Here is a 19,759-nt window from a genome sequence, read left to right on the forward strand (position 1 = left end):
AAGGTTTTTCTTCTTTCAATAATTAGGTACAATAAAGTGAAACTTTAATTAGTGGGGGGCCATCCTCACTGATTATTAGTTGAACCAATCGGGTTTTTACGGGCAGTTGATCTCCCACGCATTCATCGAATTTTGAGGTGGGAGTCTTACTGCCCGTTAATACGGGATAAAGCTACTATGGAAGGGGAAGATACGCTATGCCTGGTATAAAAAGTGGGATTGGAAAGATTCAGGCTTCGTTAAATGGTTTATCACCGAAATTACGAAGTATTGCCGAACATATTTTGAAACATCCACAAGATGTTGTACATAAATCGATTACGGAATTAGCGGAAGTTACGAATAGTTCCGAAGCAACGATATTCCGCTTATGCAAACACTTAGGTTTTCAAGGGTTCCAAGACTTGAAAATTACATTAGCTCGTGAGATTGTACATACCCCGATGCAAAATATTCATGAGGAAGTATCGGTAGAAGATAATATTGTCACTGTTGCTAAAAAAGTTTTTCATTCACATATTACAGGACTGCAAGATACATTACATTTGTTAAACGATAACGCGTTGGAACAGGCAGTAAGTGCGCTGAATGAAGCGAAACGAATTGAGTTTTATGGAAATGGTGGTTCAGGTATTATTGCGATGGATGCTTATCATAAGTTTATGAGAACGGGTATTTCTTGTATTGCTCATACGGATTCACATTTTCAAATTATGGGAGCTGGCTTGCTGACAAAAAAAGCAGTGGTCATTGCAATTTCTCATTCGGGCAGTAATAAAGGTTTACTTGAAGCGTTAGAAGTAGCGAAAGCAAGAGGGGCCAAAATTATTGCGATTACGAGCTATCAAAAATCGGCATTAAGCCAACTTGCTCATATAACATTATATACTTCGACGCGTGAGACGGAATTTCGTACAGAAGCAAGTTCGTCACGATTAGCGCAGCTTAGTTTATTAGATACTTTGTATGTGGGATTGTCATTGCAGCGACAAGAGGAAACACTACAAAATTTACAAAGTATACGTGAAACTATTTCGATGAAGCGAATATAAAAAGCTCTTCAAATGAAGAGCTTTTTATATTGGCGAGTAGTCTGTTGATATACCCTCTAGATCTACTTGTTCTAAGTGTCTATAGAAATATGCCAATTACCTATAATAATAATAATCTCTCATCTTTTAGACCATTCATTTTTTAAACCTCGATATTTTGCATATGAAATTTAACAAGTAGCTTGATACATCAAAATACGCATTGGGTAATAATTCGAATATTGTTCAATATTTTACAATAAGCTTATGAAATTCCATGTTATGATGAACCTGTAATGATGATTGAACACTTAAATTTGGTACAATAATTAGCCAAAATAGTGAGGACAGTAGTTGTGAGATAAACTCATTAAAACTCTAAAACACTAAAGGGGAGATCACATATGAAAGCAGTAGTAGTTAATAAAAACAGCAAAGCAAATATTGAAGTTATTGAAAAAGAATTACGTCCGTTACACTCGGGTGAAGCGCTAGTAGATGTAGAGTATTGTGGAGTTTGCCACACTGATTTACACGTTGCGAATCATGATTTTGGAAACACCGATGGCCGCATCCTTGGTCATGAGGGTGTAGGTATTGTTACTAAAATTGCTGATGATGTTACTTCACTAAAGATAGGTGACCGTGTAAGTATTGCATGGATGTTCCAATCTTGTGGACGTTGTGAATATTGCGTAACGGGGAGAGAAACATTCTGCCGTGAAGTAAAAAATGCTGGTTATTCAGTAGATGGTGGTATGGCTGAACAATGTATTGTTACAGCTGATTATGCGGTGAAGGTACCAGAAGGATTAGATCCTGCTCAAGCATCATCAATTACATGTGCGGGCGTAACTACATATAAAGCTATAAAAGTATCAGACATTAAACCTGGTCAACCTATCGTAATCTATGGTTGTGGTGGATTAGGTAACCTAGCTATTCAATATGCTAAAAACGTATTTGGTGCAAAGGTAATTGCAGTAGATATCAATGACGACAAATTAGCCTTAGCAAAAGAAGTTGGTGCTGATATGACTATCAATCCGATTTCTCAAGGTCCTGCTGATAAAATTGTTCAAGAGGAGTTTGATGGTGCTTATGCTGCTGTAGTAACAGCAGTTTCTAAAGTAGCCTTCAACTCAGCAGTTGATGCAGTACGTGCTTGCGGTAAAGTAGTTGCGGTAGGTTTACCAGTAGAAACTATGGATTTAAACATTCCACGACTTGTATTAGACGGAATTGAAGTAGTTGGTTCTCTAGTTGGTACTCGTAAGGATCTGGAGGAGGCATTTATGTTCGGCGCAGAAGGAAAAGTAGTGCCAGTTGTTCAAACGTGTTCTCTAGATAAAGTACAAAATGTATTCGAAGAAATGGAACAAGGTAGAATTCAAGGGCGTATGGTAATCGATTTTAAACAGCATAATTGTGATTGTAAATAATTCATTTTAAATATAAAAAGCATGAGTCTAGCAAAGGACATTTAAAAAAGTTAGACGGCATAAAAAAGATGATCCCTCGTATTCAATAGGGATCATCTTTTTTATATTCTACTAATATCAATGCCAATTAATACTTGATTGATGAGACATGATTAAAGGTTCACTTTATCTACAAACGAAAAAGAATCTTTACTTTTAACAAATTTTTTATGATTTGGAACGGTTTGAATTGCTACAACTTGCGAATCTCTTGCTTTCAGTGCATCTTGAATCCCGATTGTCATAAGCTTAATAAATAGAATCGTAATAAAGAATGAAACGAGAGTATACAAAATAATCCACCATGAAATATTCATTTCATAACGATTTAATCCAATAAGGCCTGCCCAATCATTCGATAGAGAAACAGGTTTGAGTACTCCGTCATAGAGTTCACGCATTTGTATCCCACCAATTACAATATCAAGCAACGCTAAATGGATAACGAGTATGAGTGTTTGGACGATATGTTCCATAAATAACACAAATAAGCGATCAAGTAATAAGACTCGTAAATGTTTTTTGATAATATGAAAACGGCTAGCACCCAGTAATTGTGAACTTAAAATGTAATCTCGTTTCATAAATTCATCAACCTCTGAGGAGATATATAAAGAAAGTGTAGGTAGAGCGACGAAAATAAGTACGAGAACTTGATAAAACGCAAATGAAATATTTGGATCTAATCTATCAGCATTTGATATGATTACAATATTAACGGGCGTGATGAGTATAAATGCGATAAATAAAGTAGGAATATAGTAAAAAACTTCTGAGCATGCCTGGAAAAATCTCTTGAATCTTGGAGCGTATAAACTTAAGAGGATTCCTATACATGTTCCGAATAAAATTCGAAAGAAGCTAATTGCCACGGCTAATAAAATGGTGAATTTTGCTCCTTCTACAATTTGTAAGAAAACAGACTCTCCAAAACGATCAGATCCAAAAGGCGGCATTAACAATGGCGAAAAGGGGGCCTTTCCAAGTAATTCGTTATTGTCATTGTAAAGTAACTGAGGAGGTTTTGGGATGTTATCTTTAAAGAACCAACTATAAATAAAACTAGCTGAAACAAGTATGAATAGATAAGTAAAGCCGATTAAAAATCGTTTTGATTTCCAAATAGATTTCATAATGCTGCTCCTTTCAATTGCTTTTTCCATCTATTCATCATGAATGAGATTATTTGAAAAATGGCATAAAACGGTAAAATAATCATAACAAGTATGATAAATGCAGCTGGAGGTGAAATAAACGCCTTCTTAAATAAAAATTGAATAATGCCTTCCATATTAAAAACAAATTCTAAAATGAATAAGTTAGAAAGTAAGAAAACAAAAATCGTTTTTAAATGATGAAAGAAGTGGATAGATATATTTTTGAATAAATGAATGCATAGTATATAACTTGATGAAAGTCCTTTTCCATATGCAACCTCTACGTAATGTTTTTCATGTTCTTCTTTTATGTATAACACCATCATCCGAAACATTTGTAATGTAGGTAAGACTGCTAAAGATAAAATAGGGAGTAAATAAGCTCGATTTTCATTAAAAGAAATAATGGTGACAGGAGATTCCCCTAATTTCTGAAGTACCCATATGAAAAATATTTGCAAACAAATCATCATCATCATATCAGGGACAGCTTCTAATATGAACACAATTCGGTTTATCCATTTTTTTATATAATCTTTTGCTAAAAAATAAAAAAATGCCATACTAGATGATAGAAAGAGTGCAAGCAAAAAGGCTATAAATAATACAGTAAATGAATATAGGTAAGGTTCTAAAACAGTTGGAAATAATGGTGTCTTTTTGAAATGACCAAATTTCGGGTCTGATCCCATAACTACTAATGATTCAGGAGAGAAGACCTGTTTTAACATAGTAACGATCTGATTAAAAAAATGAATTGGTTGAAAAGTGAATCCCTGTTGAGTGATAAATAAATAAGGTAAATTTAGTAATAGTAAGAGTGATAAAAGAATTGATGAAAGTTTTATTGTGAATTGAGATATTTTATATAACATTAAATCCCTCCGACATCTTTTTACAACATTATACAATAAAGTTCATATTTTGTTTTGATTTTTCAGAAAAATATAAATACTATTAGATTTTATAGTATGGAACATATATTTACAAGGTAAAAAAGTGATAGTAGGCAGCCACGCCCTATGTCCATCAAACTAAGAAAACGAGAACTTATATATTATTATCTTTAGGTGGAGGGGAAAGAATGTTTGATAAATTAAAAAGGTTATTTAAAAAAGATAAAGAGAATGATTTAGAAGATGAGAGGTATATTTTGGTTTGAAAAAAATTTTCTTTTCATAACTTGATTTATGAAAAAATATTTTATATACTAATTCATGTAAACGGTTTACTAGATCGTATTTTGCTAGAAACGAAGGGAAGGTTCGCATGGAAACAAGGGGGAGAGTAATCGGGGTTGACATCGGTACCACAAGTACGAAAACGGTTGTATTCACTGAGAAAGGAAAAGTCATTGCTTCACATGCAATTGATTATCCAATTATTCAACCGAACGTCGGATGGGCTGAGCAAGATCCTGATGTAATATGTGCTGCTGTATATAAAACTGTAAGCGTTGCCATTGAAAAGGGTAATGTGTCACCGGAAGATATTTCTTCTATCGGGATTAGTACAGCGATGCATGCCTTAATTGCTGTAGATGAAAACGGTGCGCCGTTAACGCGCTCTATTATTTGGGCAGATAATAGAAGCACAAAGCAATCAGAAAAACTATTACAACAAATGAATGGTCATGACATTTATAGAAGAACTGGTACACCGATTCATCCGATGTCACCACTTTCTAAATTATTGTGGATGAAAGAAGAAGAAACGGAGTTATTCAGAACTGCTCATAAATTTATTTCCATTAAAGAGTATGTCATTTATCAATTATTTTCACGCTATGTAGTTGATTATTCTATCGCATCTGCTACAGGGTTATTTAATTTAAAAACATTAAACTGGGATGAAGATGTTTTAACTATGTTAAATATGTCACCAGAACAATTATCAACACCTGTACCAACTACATATCTTTTATCGGGAATGAAGCCGGAATTAGCACAAAAGATGGGTATTAGTGAGGATACTCCGGTTGTTATTGGTGCAAGTGATGGTGTTCTTGCAAATGTAGGTGTCGGTGCAATAACACCTGGCTCAGCTGCAATTACGATCGGGACAAGTGGTGCGGTTCGAACAATTTCATCGAGTGTTAATACAGATGAAAAAGGAAGAACTTTTTGTTACGCATTAACAGATGAGCACTGGGTGATCGGCGGACCAACGAATAACGGTGGAATATTACTTAGATGGTTACGTGATGAATTTGGTAGCCCAGAGCAAGAGGTAGCAAGAAAGCTTGGAATTGATCCTTATGATTTATTAATTAAGTATGCAGAAAGTGTACCAGCTGGAGCAGATGGATTACTATTTTTACCGTTTCTATCTGGAGAACGTGCACCCTACTGGAATGCAAATGCTCGAGGTACATTCTTCGGGATAAACCTTCAGCATAAACGTGAACATTTCATACGAGCAGTTATGGAAGGTGTTTGTATGAGTGTGTATTCAGTAGCACTTGCCATTCGAGATTGTACAGGGCCACTTACTGAAATACGTGTTTCAGGAGGCTTTGCGAAATCTGCATTTTGGAGACAAATGTTATCTGACATGATGGGGAAAGAATTGCTTGTTCCAGAAAGTCATGAAGCATCTGCGCTTGGGGCAGCAGCACTTGCTTTGTATGCAATTGGGAAAATTGATTCTCTTGAAGAGGTGAAGGATTGGATTGATATTGTCCATCACCATGTACCGAATAAAGAAAATACGGCTTTATATTTAGAGATGTTTTATATGTATGAACGACTTTACAATCGTTTGAAAGAAGAATTTGATTGTATAGCTGCTTTCCAACGTAAACAATAGGGGGATTGGGAGAAATGGTAGTTGGGATCGTACTAGCGGCTGTTGTTATATTACTTTTACTAATTACGGTAGTAAAATGGCATCCATTTGTCGCGTTAATTTTAACAGCAATCGGAGTTGGGCTAGCAATGGGGATGCCCTTAATTGGAACTTCACCACAACATCCGGGGATTATCGATTCTATTAAATTAGGTCTCGGTAATACGTTAGGGTTTTTAGCGATTGTTTTAGCTTTAGGAACAATGCTTGGAAAAATGATGGCTGAGTCTGGCGGTGCTGAACGAATTGCTAACACATTAATTGGACGTTTTGGGAAAAAGCGTGTTCACTGGGCAATGATGTTCGTTGCATTTATAGTAGGGATTCCGGTATTTTTCCAAGTTGGATTTGTACTATTAATTCCGTTAGTATTTACAATTGCGTTAGAAACAGGGGTATCACTTATTACAATCGGTATTCCGCTAGTAGCGGGTCTTTCGGTTGTACACGGACTTGTTCCACCGCATCCAGCAGCAATGGCAGCGGTAGGTATATTTAAAGCAGATGTAGGGAAGACAATTTTATATGCATTAATTGTCGGACTTCCAACTGCAATAATTGCAGGTCCGCTTTACGGGAAATGGATTGGTGCTCGTATACATAAAGAAGTACCGTTAGATATAGCGGAGCAATTTATTGAAAGAGATAAGAAGAAGGAACTTCCTAGCTTCGGAAATACATTGTTTACTATTTTACTTCCAGTATTTCTTATGCTAGGTGCATCGATAGCGGAAGTAGCATTAAATAAAACAAGCCAACTTGCACAAGTATTGCATTTTATTGGAGATCCAATAGTCGCATTATTAATTGCAACGATATATTCTTTCTTTAGTCTTGGCTATGCAAAAGGGTTTTCTAAAGACAAAGTCTTACAAGTTACAAATGATTGTTTAGGCCCAATTGCAAACATACTGTTAGTTATCGGTGCAGGTGGTGCATTTAATAAAGTGTTATTAGATTCTGGGATCGGAACTACAATTGCGGAGATGGCTAAAGAATCACATATTTCACCGATATTATTAGGTTGGGGAATTGCTGCACTTATCCGAGTTGCAACGGGATCGGCTACTGTTTCTATGATGACAGCAGCTGGAATTGTAGCACCGATTGCAGCAAGTACACCAGGAGTAAATGTAGAGTTACTGGCACTTGCAACAGGAGCAGGGTCATTAATATTATCGCATGTAAATGATTCTGGATTTTGGATGATTAAAGAGTATTTCGGAATGACTGTGAAAGAAACATTATTAACATGGACCGCAATGGAGACAATATTATCTGTTGTAGCACTTGGATTAATTTCGTTATTAAATATATTTGTATAGAATGGGAGATTGATTAATATGAAACTAGGTTTAATTGGATTAGGAAAAATGGGATTCCCATTAGCTGAACACTTACATGAAGACAAGTATGAAGTAGTTGTATACGATGTAAATAATGAGCTTGTTGAAAAGGCAGGGGAATTAGGGATTACTGCTCGTCATACGTTAAAAGAAATGATTGCTGAACTCGAAGCACCTCGCACAATTTGGGTAATGGTACCTGCAGGAGAAGTTGTTGAGTCAGTACTAAAAGATGTATATCCATTATTAGAGGAAGGCGATATCGTTATTGAAGGTGGAAATTCATTCTATAAGGATACGTTACGCCGTGCTGAAGAAGCGAAAAGCTTTGGCTTACATTATGTAGATATCGGTACATCAGGAGGTGTAGAAGGAGCTAGATACGGCGCTTGCTTAATGGTTGGTGGAGAAAAAGAAATTTATGATCAACTAGAACCTTTATTTAAAGATTTAGCAGTAGAAAATGGTTATTCATATGCAGGCCGCGTCGGTAGTGGGCATTTCTTAAAAATGGTTCACAACGGTATTGAATACGGAATGATGCAAGCAATCGCTGAAGGATTTGAAGTACTAGATAAAAGTGATTTTGATTTCAATTATGAAGATGTTGCAAAAGTATGGGCAAACGGATCGGTTATCCGTGGTTGGTTAATGGACTTAACTGAAAAAGCATTTGCAGAAGATCCGAAACTTGATGGCATTAAAGGTGTTATGAACTCTTCAGGAGAAGGGAAATGGACTGTTGAAACTGCGCTTGAATTACAAGCAGCGGCACCAGTTATCGCTATGTCATTATTTATGCGCTACCGTTCACAAGAAGATGATACATTCCACGGAAAAGTGGTTTCTGCACTTCGTAATCAATTCGGTGGACATGAGGTTGTGAAAAAATAGGAAATATTAGTTTTGTGAAACTCATACGAAAGTATGAGTTTTTTTTATTTCTCATACTATTTAATGAAAGTTTTTCCCTCTTTTTACTGTGTTTTGTATAGAAATTTCTGATAATATATAAATATAACTTGAAAACAAAGGGGAGAAATAATTATGAAACTAGTCGTTATTAACGGTACACCAAGAAAATTCGGTAGAACTCGCGTTGTGGCAAAATATATTGCAGAGCAATTTGAAGGGGAGTTATACGATTTAGCAGTAGCGGAATTGCCTTTATATAATGGAGAAGAATCACAACGTGAATTAGAGGCAGTAAAAAAATTAAAAGCTTTAGTGAAAGCTGCGGATGGAGTAGTACTATGTACACCAGAATATCATAATGCGATGAGCGGAGCGTTGAAAAATTCGTTAGATTACTTAAGTAGCAGTGAATTCATCCATAAGCCTGTCGCATTACTAGCAGTTGCTGGAGGAGGTAAAGGGGGAATAAACGCATTAAATAGTATGCGGACTGTCGCTAGAGGCGTTTACGCAAATGCAATTCCAAAACAAGTCGTGCTTGATGGATTACATGTGCAAGATAGTGAACTTGGAGAAGATGCAAAACCATTAATTCATGATTTAGTTAAAGAATTAAAAGCATATATGAGCGTATATAAAGAGGTGAAAAAACAATTAGGAGTTGAGTGATATGTCCTCTCTTTATCATGATTCTCGCTTGTATTACATTCTAGGAGCCAATAGTTTATCAGCTATTGGTTCCGGGATTGTTATGATAACGATTCCGTGGTTGTTAATTAAGGAAAGTGGAGGAGAGACAACATTTGGTTATGTTTCTATCGTTGCAACTCTCATCATGTTTTTACTAACACCATTCATTGGGCAAAGCATAGATCGTTTTTCAAGAAAATCTTTATTGTTATGTAACGAAGGTATCGGGATAGCCATTATAGGAATGATGGCCATTTGGGGATTTGCTGGGCAATCATACAATTCTATTCATTACATTATTATTTATATAGCAGGTTCTTTCTATTATCTATTATTCTATCCCACAATATTTGCATTTAACCAAGAAATATTTCAATCAGAGCATTATAAAAGTTTAAGTGGCACAATGGAAATACAAGGACAATTAACGCAAGTTATTTCAGGCGCAGCTGCTAGCTTTTTAATTGAGATTATTTCTTTGAAATGGATCTTGTTAGTGGATATGTTAACTTTTGCAGGAGCATTTTTTCTTTTCTTATGTATACCGTATGTAAAGAAAAAAGAAGTAAAACGGAAAGCAACATTTAAGAAGCAATTGTTCGAAGGAATTCACTTTATGAAAAAGCGCCCTAAGTTATTTTGGTTTTTACTAGCGACTTATATGCCGTTTATCGGTGTCATGATGGCAAATTATTTAATCCCAGTATATATTTCAGATATACTCAAAGCTAGTGCCTCTGTATACGCAATTGAAGGTATGATGTACGGTGTCGGAGCGGTTCTTGCAGGAATAAGTATTCCAATCATGATGAAATATGTCAAAATAGAAATTTCAATCGTTATGACGATGGTTATTTATGTAATTTCAATTACCGTAATGATTATTGAGCCTTCCATTATGTTATTATATGGACTAGCGATTTTCCATGCGATTGGAAATGCTGGAACACGAGTGGCGAGAAATGTATTGATGATGGAAGAAATCCCAAACGAAGTAATGGGACGTGTGGACAGCTTATTTCGATTAATTGGCACAGGAATTCGAATTGTATTATTAATGTTGTTTACGGCAGGCGTATCTAAAGCAGGGGTAATGATCCCGTTTTACGTACTGAGCTGTATATTGATCCTATCATTAGGGATTGCTTTTTATTATGTAATTTCAAAACGTAAAACGGAAGCGAATGTGTCTAATAAATCAATTGTTTAAAAAATACTTCTGCCTCCTTTTCTTTTTCTATATAATAAAAAGAAAGGGAGTGTTAACTTATTTATGAACAAATGGATATTGCTTATAATCTTATTACTACCTCCGCTATACATCATTTATATGACGTTTCGAATGAATAAAGTTGCTCGCGAAACATTGAGTAATCACTCTCCATACGTTCTTATATTAGGTGCAAAGTTATTTGGAGATAGACCGTCTTTAGCTCTTCAAAATCGTTTGGATATAGCGTTGGAATATTTACATGCTCACCCTGAGGCGAAAGTAATTGTTTCAGGTGGTCAAGGGGAAGATGAAGATATACCGGAAGCTCACAGTATGAGAAACTATTTAATGGTACATGGTATAGATGAGAATCGTATTTTAATTGAAGACCGCTCTACAAATACGTATGAAAATTTAAAGTTTAGTATGGATTTATATGATGTAAAGCATGCGGTAGTTGTAAGTAATACGTATCATTTATATCGAACGAAAATAATTGCAAAGCGTTTAGGGATAAAGATGGAAGCTTTGGCTGCTGAAACACCGAGACGCTCTAAGAAAAAAGCGTATGTGCGTGAATATGCTGCAATTATGAAAACAATATTGTTCGACCGTTAGAGCTCAAATGAGAGCTCTTTTTTTGTATAATAAAGCGTATCATTTGAAATGAATGCTATATTCCATCAAAATAAAGGAAACAACATGAAAGGAGTTGTGTCTGTGATTCAATTTAATCATGTGTCAAAAGCGTATGAAGATGGCACAAAAGCAGTGGATTCATTACATTTAGAAATTAAAAAAGGAGAATTTTTTGTTCTCATTGGTCCGAGTGGTTGCGGGAAAACAACGACAATGAAGATGATTAACCGTTTAATTGAAACGACGGAAGGATCAATTTTAATCGATGGAAAAGATATTCAACAATATAACATAAACGAACTACGTTGGAATATAGGGTACGTGTTGCAGCAGATTGCGCTGTTTCCACATATGACAATTGCTGAAAATATTGCAGTTGTCCCTGAAATGAGAAAATGGACCAAAAAGGAAATAAAAGCACGTGTCGATGACTTGCTACAGATGGTTGGGCTCGATCCAGATGTATATCGTGATCGTATGCCAGATGAATTGTCGGGAGGGCAGAAACAACGTGTTGGTGTCGTACGGGCATTAGCCGCAAACCCGAAAATTGTACTTATGGACGAACCATTTAGTGCGTTAGATCCGTTAAGTAGGGAGCAGCTCCAGAAGGATATCGTACAACTGCAAAAAAAGATTCAAAAAACAATCGTGTTCGTAACGCACGATATGCAAGAGGCTTTATCACTTGGTGATCGTATTTGTGTAATGAAAGAAGGAAAAGTTGTTCAATTAGATACACCAGAAGGAATTATACATAACCCGAAAAATGAGTTTGTAGAGGAGTTCATTGGAAATCGTGGACGACCTTGGTATGAGGGGAAGAGTATAGAAGAGGTATTGCCGCTAGACGAGGGTATACGAGTTGAAGGGAATGCTTTATCTTTACATTCGTCATTACAAGAAGCACTAGTCCGCTTACAAACTGAAGAGTCAGTGCCGGTTGAAGAGCATGGTCAATATGTTGGAGCGTTAACAAGTCGTCAAATTGTCAATTACATTGTTGAACAAATGAAGGAAAGAGGCTAAACAGTGACTGATTTTATTCAAACGTTCCAAGAACGAAAAGTAGAATTGCTAAGTGCATTAAGTGAGCATTTACAAATATCGCTTATTTCACTATTTTTTGCAGTAATTATTGCAGTGCCGCTCGGCATTATATTAACGAGAAAAGAACGAATGGCTGAATTTATTATAGGGACTTCTGCTGTTATGCAGACAGTGCCCTCACTTGCTTTACTTGGACTATTAATTCCGTTAGTAGGAATTGGAAAACTGCCAGCTATAATCGCATTAGTTGTGTATGCACTATTACCTATTTTACGAAATACATATACAGGAATACGGGAATTAGATGAATCACTTATAGAAGCGGCGAGAGCTATGGGGATGAATAGCTGGAAAAGATTATGGAAGGTAGAGCTTCCACTCGCATTGCCAATTATTATGGCTGGTATTCGTACAGCGATGGTATTAATTGTTGGAACGGCTACATTAGCTGCTTTAATAGGCGCTGGTGGGCTCGGTAAGCTCATATTATTAGGCATAGATCGAAATGACCATGCGCTTATCATTTTAGGGGCCGTACCAGCTGCGTTACTCGCTTTATTCTTTGATATAGTACTTCGCATACTTGAGAGCCCGAAACGCTCTTCTAAGCGCGTTATATTGACGATATGTATAGTTGTAGTAATGATAGCTGCTCCATTTCTTTGGAATACCGAAAAGAAAGACATAGTTATTGCTGGTAAACTTGGATCTGAACCAGAAATATTAATTCAAATGTACAAGCAACTTATTGAACAGGATACAGATTTACAAGTGGAATTAAAGCCAGGCCTTGGAAAAACAGCATTTGTATTCGAAGCGTTAAAATCAGGTGAAGTAGATATATACCCAGAATTTTCAGGTACAGCTTTATCTACTTTCGTGAAAGAAGAACCGAAAAGTACAAATCGTGATGAAGTATATGAACAAGCTCGTATTGGAATGGAAAAGAAATATAATATGGTTATGTTAAAGCCAATGGAGTATAACAATACATACGCACTAGCCATGCCGAAAAAAATAGCAGATCAAAATAACATAAATACAATTTCTGATTTAGGAAAAATTGCACAGGAAGCTAAAGTAGGATTTACATTAGAATTTGCTGATCGTGAAGATGGTTATAAAGGAATGCAAAAATTATATAACTATAAGTTTTCAAATGTTAAAACGATGGAACCGAAACTGCGCTATAGTGCAATACAATCGGGAGATGTTAACGTAATCGATGCATATTCAACAGATAGTGAATTGGAGCAATATGGGCTTAAAGTGCTAAAAGATGATAAAGGACTATTCCCGCCTTATCAAGGAGCACCATTATTAAGAAAAGAGACGTTACAGAAATATCCTGAACTCGAAAAAGTATTAAATAAATTATCTGGAAAGATTACAGATGAAGAAATGAGAAAAATGAATTATGAAGTAAATGTGAATGGGAAAAGTAGCGAAGAAGTCGCAAAACAATTTTTACAAAAAGAGAAGTTACTTCGTTAATTTTACAATAAATATACAATTTTATATGTATGAAATGACCGTTCATTACAAAATGAACGGTTTTTTTGTGCATACTTATACATTTTTTCAAAAAAGTATTCCATTTTTCTTCATTTTCTTTTAGAATAAGTAATGTTTTCCTGAAAAAATATAAGAGAAACGTCTATTAGAGAAAAAGGTGACTTTAATAGTTGAACGAACATAACACCTAGAATGACAGATGGGGTGGTACAAATAGAAAAGAAGTTAGGGTTTTTTCCGTTAATCGCATTAGTAGTTGGAACGATGGTTGGTGGCGGTGTTTTTAGTTTACCGCATGATTTAGCAGTAGGAGCAAATAGTGGTGCAACGATAATTGGTTGGTGTATTACAGCAATGGGAATGATTCCACTTGCGCTCGTATATCAAACGTTAGCAAGACAAAAACCGGAGCTTGAGGGCGGAATCTATAGTTATGCACGAGCTGGATTCGGTGAATATATTGGTTTTAACAGTGCTTGGGGATACTGGCTAGCAGGGATTTTAGGAAATGTTGCAACAATTATGTTACTGTTTAGTACATTAGGTTACTTCTTCCCAATTTTTAAAGGCGGAAATAATGTTGCGTCAATCGTAGGTGCATCACTTTTATTATGGACATTGCATTTTCTAATTTTATTTGGAATTCGTGAAGCCTCCATTATGAATGTTATCGCAACGATTGGGAAATTAGTTCCGATCTTATTATTTATTGTCGTGATGGTAACAGCGTTTCGCTGGGATACATTTACACATGACTTTTGGGGCGAAGGAACTATCTCAGTTTCCTCTGTACTAGGTCAAGTGAAAAATACAATGCTCGTAACCCTTTGGGTGTTCATTGGGGTTGAAGGAGCAGTTGTATTATCAGGAAGAGCTAAAAATAGTAGAGACGTTGGAAAAGCGACAGTACTTGGACTTATTTTAGTAATGTCTATTTATATTTTAATTTCTGTTCTGTCAATGGGAGCCATGACAAGAAAAGAACTTTCAGTATTAGAGACTCCTTCAATGGGACATGTATTAGAACATGTTGTTGGGCCATGGGGTGCAATGGCAATTAATATTGGATTAGTTGCGTCACTTGTAGGTACATTAATTGGCTGGTTTTTACTCGTTTCTGAAATTTCTCACGTAGCAGGAAAAGACGGCGTGTTTCCGAAAGTCTTTACGAAAACAAATAAGAAACAAACGCCGCATATGGCATTGTGGATTTCAAATATCGTTGCCCAAACTATATTTATAATCGTTTTGTTTTCACAATCGACATATCAAATTATGTATTTTATTGCGTCAACATCTATATTACTGCCGTACTTATTATCAGCGCTATTTCAATTGAAATTAGTCATCACGAAAGAGCTGAAAGTTGCGAGAGTAAAAAATGGATTGTTAGCATTAATTGCTTCCCTATACTCTGTATGGTTAATTTATGCAGCTGGTTTAAAGAATTTATTGCTTGTTTCAATCGTATATGGTATTGGGATTCTCGTGTATATGTTTGCAAGAAAAGAAAAAGGGAATCGTTGTTTTGCAGGCAAAGAGCGATATGTGATGTTGGCAATTGTTATTGCAGCTATTACATCACTTTATATGTTACTGACAGGAACTATAAAAATGTAAAAGTCCTTTTAATTTAAAGGGCTTTTTTCCTTGTCTAGAGAATATTTAATACATAAGATATTCAGGAGGGATGAAAATGGAAGAAAAAGAACAGTTGTCTAGAATTATGGATTTAGCTAGTGATTTAAGGAAAGTATTAGTACAAGAATCTTTTTTTAATCATCATCCTGAACTTCGAGGCGTGATTGAAAATTTAGCGAGTTCTGTAGAGAATTTGGCGAGTTTGCAGCAAAATAAAGATGAAAATGCCGAAGATCGATTACGGTACGTACTTGCTAAAATGAAAATCGCTCATAATGCCATTTTACAAGAAAAAAAAGCATTTCCTTCTCATTAATATACGTTTTAATTTTGAACCTGACGGATGACGTCAGGTTTTTTATTTCTAGTTTTAGATTGTAGTTCATACAATAAGGATAGTATGAAAAAAAGAAGGTGACTACGTTGAAATTACATAAAGCTCTTCATCCAAGTTTTATAAAGCGAATGTATTATATGAGGTTTATTGGGAAGTTTGCAAAAGCTGAGGGAGAGAAGAATGGAGAAAATTTCTTTGTACAATGTCTTTCTTCAATACCTTTAACTTTACAAGAGTTATTTCCGACTGGAAAATATTTGTTTGAAGGATTATGCAGTAATAAAAAGAATGAAAAAATCTTTACTGATTTAAAGAAGCATAAATTAGAAAAGCAACTGGTTATGTTTCGTCTTTATTATGATCGTGGAAATTTATTTCTGGAATTAATATGCACAGAAGAGCCTCGGGAAATAGCATCTTCATATAAAGTGATTCCTTCACCAAAGGTCTCAAATTATAAAAAGAGAGCGTCATTGGAACGGAAGTTAAGCAACGGTTATTTATCATTTCTTATGCCTAAATTACCAAAAGACTTTGAGCCTCCAGAATTATTGTGGCATGAAGGAAGGCTATATGGAAATTTATCGTTAAAATCATCAATAAGTTCAATTTCATATTTTGAGCAAAGAAAAGAATGCAAATATATTGAAATAAACGATTGGATGAAACATGTAGAAATAGCAGTAGATGATCATTTATATTTTGTAAGTGAAAATGTGTATGACCAACTAAATAAACGAATTGCTGAAGAAGGTAAGTTAGTTGAAGTAGAAGATATTAAAATGCAAAAGGATGACTGGGAATGGGATGAGCGTGAATCCTCTTTTTTGCAGTATGTACAAAGTATGGTTCGTAATAAAGGGTTATATTTGGATGATACAGATATATATAATTTTCATATTAGTATTAAAACCAATATGTTAACAATTGTTGGTGGTATACCAGGTGTTGGGAAATCACGCTTTGTGCAAGCTTATGCAGAATCACTTGGGTTACGTTATGGGGAAGAATTAATTTGGATTCCGATTTCACCATCGTATCAAGAACCACATGATATTCTCGGTTACCTTCATCCGAATGGTAATTTTATTGAAAGTGAAACGAAGTTAGTTCGGACATTGTTAAAGGCTAAAGAAAATCCAAATCAATTGTATATAATTGTGTTCGATGAAATGAACATGTCACATATTGAGCATTGGTTTACTCCGTTTCTATCCGTTCTTCAACTTGAAAAGAAAAATCGTATTTTGAGTTTGTATGAGAAAGTACAAGAAATAGAAAATCAAATTCCACCTTCAGTGGAAATTGGTGAGAATATTATTTTCGTAGGCACTGTAAATTTTGATGAAACGACGAAAGAGCTTTCCGATCGATTATTAGATCGAACAAATTTGATTACATTACAAAAAATTCCGTTTTGCGAGATGAGTATAGAACATGAGAAAGTTGTTCAGCAACCCCCGCTGAAAGTAACAACGGGAGAATTTCGACTCAATTGGTTTAGGAATAAAGAGATGATCGAAGTGTATACTGAAGAGGAATTAGAGTTATTGGATAAGTTACATGATGTATTATCATCACACGATATATCAAAAGGAATTTCTTTCCGATGTGCAAGCGCAATCGCTACGTATTTGCAAAATATACCGTTCCAAAATAATCAGTCCTATATGATTAGCAGGGAAGAAGGTTTTGATTTGCAAATAAAGCAGCGTGTATTAACGAAATTAAGGGGGACAGAAATGACAGTGGGCCCTCTACTTTCTGAAGAAGCAAAAAGGGGAGCGACATTGATACCACTTTTACAGTCTCCGCTTGCAAATCGTGTATCTACATTTGAACATTCTTTAGCTTATATAAGACAAAAGCGTAGAGAACTGGAGCTGTATGGCTATGCAAAATGAGGAGCGTTATGAAACAGCAATCGTCGATACGAAAGAAACGCTCCCGTTTGTATTGAAGCTAATTATTGGTACTGAGGGGAAAGGCGATTTTATCCTTTTAAACCGGCTTTGTACGTCTACTACAGCATTAGTTCAATGTATTTATAAAGTACAGGAATTAAAACCACTGAAATTACATTTCCATTATCAAAATCCAATGGATATTACATTCATATGGAATAAAGTATATGAGGGACAAAAGAATATAAAAGAGTCACAATATGAATTAAATGAAAAAAAACAAAGAGTATTAGTGTATGAACATGGAAAAACTGAATTTTTTTATCCGTGGCGCTGTGGCTTATACCATTTTGAAGTGCGTATAGAAGATAAAACTTATTATGGTGCGTTTCAAGTTGTTCCTAAAAACTTTTTTGATGACCAATTTGAAATGATTCAAGATTATGTGAAGTCAATTTTAAACGAGTTAATTTTAGATAGAGGTTATTACAAGAAAACTTTCTCAGCACTTAGCGATATTGAAGATTCTTCTTATTTGGTATTGTTAAGAAAGTTGCCACAAAAAATGAAAAGAATAAAACAAATTTTTAAGAAAATAGAATCGAATGCGGAATTTGTACACGAATATGAATGGGAAACGAAAGCGCGGAAGGCAACGAGAAAAACTGCCATTATGACAGAAAGAAAGCTTTATGCGAAATATTACAACCGTAAATTTAAGGAGCAAAAAAATAGTATTGAAAATGCATTTCTTAAATTTAAAACGATGCAATTCTATTATTATTTACTTGAAGCAGAAAGTTTTGTACGTAAAACTATTGAAATACTAGAAGGAGAAAAGAAGAAAAAGTCAGATGAATTTCAAGCTGTTAAAACAATTATGAAAACGATTGAACGAAATGGATCCGTGACGGATAGGGAAAAACAAAAATATAGAAATCTACATTTACTGAAAGAAGCAGATTTACGGAAAAGTTCTGTGAAAATGCAAGAATATAAAATATTAGCTCATATCGTATATGAAAGCGTACAATACTTTCGAAATTTATTGTATTCTCCATTTTGGAGGGAAGTTTCTGAAACAGCTACCATTAATTCAAACACTTTATCTATACCGCATCAACAGTTAATCCACCATTTAGAATTGTTACCGCAACATACCGAGCAACCTCCATCTTTATTATTCGTATATAAACCAACGTTTTTAGTGTATGAGTATTACGCTTTTTTTATCGTTATTTCTATATTAGAACAAGTCGGATTTGAAGATAAGAATCCTATCCGTGAACAAATACAAGAACATTTTTATTTAGACGGATTACAAGATGGAACGACAGTGATTTTACATCGAGATGATATAAAAGTGCACGTCGCGTTTAATGATTTAATTGAAACACACCCTCTTATTGCACTAAGCAAAGGAAGTAATTTTTATAACGGAGAGGACACAAAGAAGCCGGATATTCGTTTAGATTGTTATGTAAAGGAAGAAGAGAAGTATGTATATAAATCTTCTATTATTATCGAAGTGAAATATAGTCCTATGTACAATATTTTTCAGCCTGTAGGTAATACGAAAGCAACGGAGCAAATGTATAAATACTGGTCTATTAAGTATGTAGAAGAACAGAATGGCAAAAGAATTTTTAAGCGAAGAGCGATTTATGAAGTGATTTGTGTATATCCAGGTAGCCATATGCATAGTAAAAAAATTGAATCTGGATGTGGAGTGTTTTTACAACTATATCCATATAAAACGAAACAAGGAGAAGAGAAGTTGGCTGGGAAGCATGGGATGATTCAAATTTTTGAGAAATGGTTAAAAAGTAATAAAATGTAAAAGAAATCCTTTTTAATGAAGGATTTCTTTAGGTTAAGAAGAATTATATGCAGTACGGAAAGACACATTATACGGTTCGAACTTGATAGTGATTATCATTTTTTTATTAGAGTAATTGAATCTTTTTATGTTTGTAATAGTATGGGGAATTAA

The 19,759-nt window shown here is 35.0% G+C and carries 16 protein-coding genes; 14 read left to right on the forward strand and 2 right to left on the reverse strand.

What is annotated here, in order from left to right:
* Positions 1-197: 197 nt before the first annotated feature.
* Together MKY90_RS11275 and adhP are read left to right on the forward strand one after the other, a co-directional pair.
* Positions 198-1,052 (forward strand): MurR/RpiR family transcriptional regulator, encoded by an 855-nt coding sequence (locus tag MKY90_RS11275; RefSeq protein ID WP_098167762.1) that lies wholly within the window; start codon positions 198-200, stop codon positions 1,050-1,052.
* A 383-nt stretch (positions 1,053-1,435) separates the two neighbouring features.
* Complete coding sequence (gene adhP, locus MKY90_RS11280; RefSeq protein WP_088292709.1) at positions 1,436-2,473, forward strand: alcohol dehydrogenase AdhP; 1,038 nt, start codon at positions 1,436-1,438, stop codon at positions 2,471-2,473.
* 152 nt (positions 2,474-2,625) lie between these two features.
* On the opposite strand, the gene MKY90_RS11285 is transcribed toward adhP, so the two are convergent.
* Both MKY90_RS11285 and MKY90_RS11290 read right to left on the reverse strand, forming a co-directional pair.
* Entirely contained in the window at positions 2,626-3,645 is a 1,020-nt protein-coding gene (locus tag MKY90_RS11285) for an ABC transporter permease (protein ID WP_002141644.1), read from the reverse strand.
* On the reverse strand, positions 3,642-4,544 hold the full coding sequence (locus tag MKY90_RS11290) for an ABC transporter permease subunit (RefSeq protein ID WP_002031814.1): 903 nt from the start codon (positions 4,542-4,544) through the stop codon (positions 3,642-3,644). The genes MKY90_RS11285 and MKY90_RS11290 overlap by 4 nt, the downstream gene beginning before the upstream one ends.
* Before the next feature lie 394 nt (positions 4,545-4,938).
* Between MKY90_RS11290 and gntK the strand changes: the two genes are divergently transcribed.
* The 12 genes from gntK to MKY90_RS11350 all read left to right on the forward strand — a co-directional run bounded on the left by gntK (position 4,939) and on the right by MKY90_RS11350 (position 19,606).
* Positions 4,939-6,477 (forward strand): gluconokinase, encoded by a 1,539-nt coding sequence (gntK, locus tag MKY90_RS11295; protein WP_098167761.1) that lies wholly within the window; start codon positions 4,939-4,941, stop codon positions 6,475-6,477.
* A 14-nt stretch (positions 6,478-6,491) separates the two neighbouring features.
* The gene (locus MKY90_RS11300; protein ID WP_002141651.1) at positions 6,492-7,841 is read left to right on the forward strand and encodes a GntP family permease; all 1,350 of its coding nucleotides are present in this window, start codon (positions 6,492-6,494) and stop codon (positions 7,839-7,841) included.
* Positions 7,842-7,859: 18 nt separating this feature from the next.
* Positions 7,860-8,756, forward strand: a complete 897-nt coding sequence (gene gnd / locus MKY90_RS11305) for a phosphogluconate dehydrogenase (NAD(+)-dependent, decarboxylating) (RefSeq protein ID WP_098167760.1) — start codon at positions 7,860-7,862, stop codon at positions 8,754-8,756.
* 153 nt (positions 8,757-8,909) lie between these two features.
* A complete protein-coding gene (locus tag MKY90_RS11310) occupies positions 8,910-9,446 on the forward strand; it encodes an NADPH-dependent FMN reductase (protein ID WP_002031805.1) in 537 nt (178 codons plus the stop codon).
* Position 9,447: 1 nt separating this feature from the next.
* A complete protein-coding gene (locus MKY90_RS11315; RefSeq protein WP_215598769.1) occupies positions 9,448-10,677 on the forward strand; it encodes an MFS transporter in 1,230 nt (409 codons plus the stop codon).
* A 63-nt stretch (positions 10,678-10,740) separates the two neighbouring features.
* Positions 10,741-11,298 carry a YdcF family protein gene (locus MKY90_RS11320; protein WP_098167758.1) on the forward strand — a complete coding sequence of 186 codons (558 nt, stop codon included), beginning with the start codon at positions 10,741-10,743 and terminating at the stop codon, positions 11,296-11,298.
* A 102-nt stretch (positions 11,299-11,400) separates the two neighbouring features.
* Complete coding sequence (locus MKY90_RS11325) at positions 11,401-12,348, forward strand: ABC transporter ATP-binding protein (RefSeq protein WP_098167757.1); 948 nt, start codon at positions 11,401-11,403, stop codon at positions 12,346-12,348.
* 3 nt (positions 12,349-12,351) lie between these two features.
* Positions 12,352-13,863 (forward strand): ABC transporter permease/substrate-binding protein, encoded by a 1,512-nt coding sequence (locus MKY90_RS11330; RefSeq protein WP_002085827.1) that lies wholly within the window; start codon positions 12,352-12,354, stop codon positions 13,861-13,863.
* 213 nt (positions 13,864-14,076) lie between these two features.
* Entirely contained in the window at positions 14,077-15,504 is a 1,428-nt protein-coding gene (locus MKY90_RS11335) for a basic amino acid/polyamine antiporter (protein ID WP_002189509.1), read from the forward strand.
* Positions 15,505-15,580: 76 nt separating this feature from the next.
* A complete protein-coding gene (locus MKY90_RS11340) occupies positions 15,581-15,841 on the forward strand; it encodes a hypothetical protein (RefSeq protein WP_002085825.1) in 261 nt (86 codons plus the stop codon).
* Positions 15,842-15,948: 107 nt separating this feature from the next.
* The gene (locus MKY90_RS11345; RefSeq protein ID WP_002012669.1) at positions 15,949-17,766 is read left to right on the forward strand and encodes an AAA family ATPase; all 1,818 of its coding nucleotides are present in this window, start codon (positions 15,949-15,951) and stop codon (positions 17,764-17,766) included.
* Positions 17,756-19,606 (forward strand): hypothetical protein, encoded by a 1,851-nt coding sequence (locus MKY90_RS11350; protein ID WP_078185383.1) that lies wholly within the window; start codon positions 17,756-17,758, stop codon positions 19,604-19,606. Before MKY90_RS11345 ends, MKY90_RS11350 begins: the two co-directional genes overlap by 11 nt.
* Positions 19,607-19,759: the final 153 nt, after the last annotated feature.

This window comes from Bacillus sp. FSL P2-0099 (assembly GCF_038007445.1).
Taxonomy (GTDB): Bacteria; Bacillota; Bacilli; order Bacillales; family Bacillaceae_G; genus Bacillus_A; species Bacillus_A mycoides.

Coding starts and splice junctions, on each gene's coding strand:
- MKY90_RS11275 (WP_098167762.1), top strand. CDS start 198: ATGCCTGGTATAAAAAGTGGGATTGGAAAGATTCAGGCTTCGTTAAAT.
- adhP (WP_088292709.1), top strand. CDS start 1,436: ATGAAAGCAGTAGTAGTTAATAAAAACAGCAAAGCAAATATTGAAGTT.
- MKY90_RS11285 (WP_002141644.1), bottom strand. CDS start 3,645: ATGAAATCTATTTGGAAATCAAAACGATTTTTAATCGGCTTTACTTAT.
- MKY90_RS11290 (WP_002031814.1), bottom strand. CDS start 4,544: ATGTTATATAAAATATCTCAATTCACAATAAAACTTTCATCAATTCTT.
- gntK (WP_098167761.1), top strand. CDS start 4,939: ATGGAAACAAGGGGGAGAGTAATCGGGGTTGACATCGGTACCACAAGT.
- MKY90_RS11300 (WP_002141651.1), top strand. CDS start 6,492: ATGGTAGTTGGGATCGTACTAGCGGCTGTTGTTATATTACTTTTACTA.
- gnd (WP_098167760.1), top strand. CDS start 7,860: ATGAAACTAGGTTTAATTGGATTAGGAAAAATGGGATTCCCATTAGCT.
- MKY90_RS11310 (WP_002031805.1), top strand. CDS start 8,910: ATGAAACTAGTCGTTATTAACGGTACACCAAGAAAATTCGGTAGAACT.
- MKY90_RS11315 (WP_215598769.1), top strand. CDS start 9,448: ATGTCCTCTCTTTATCATGATTCTCGCTTGTATTACATTCTAGGAGCC.
- MKY90_RS11320 (WP_098167758.1), top strand. CDS start 10,741: ATGAACAAATGGATATTGCTTATAATCTTATTACTACCTCCGCTATAC.
- MKY90_RS11335 (WP_002189509.1), top strand. CDS start 14,077: ATGACAGATGGGGTGGTACAAATAGAAAAGAAGTTAGGGTTTTTTCCG.
- MKY90_RS11340 (WP_002085825.1), top strand. CDS start 15,581: ATGGAAGAAAAAGAACAGTTGTCTAGAATTATGGATTTAGCTAGTGAT.
- MKY90_RS11350 (WP_078185383.1), top strand. CDS start 17,756: ATGCAAAATGAGGAGCGTTATGAAACAGCAATCGTCGATACGAAAGAA.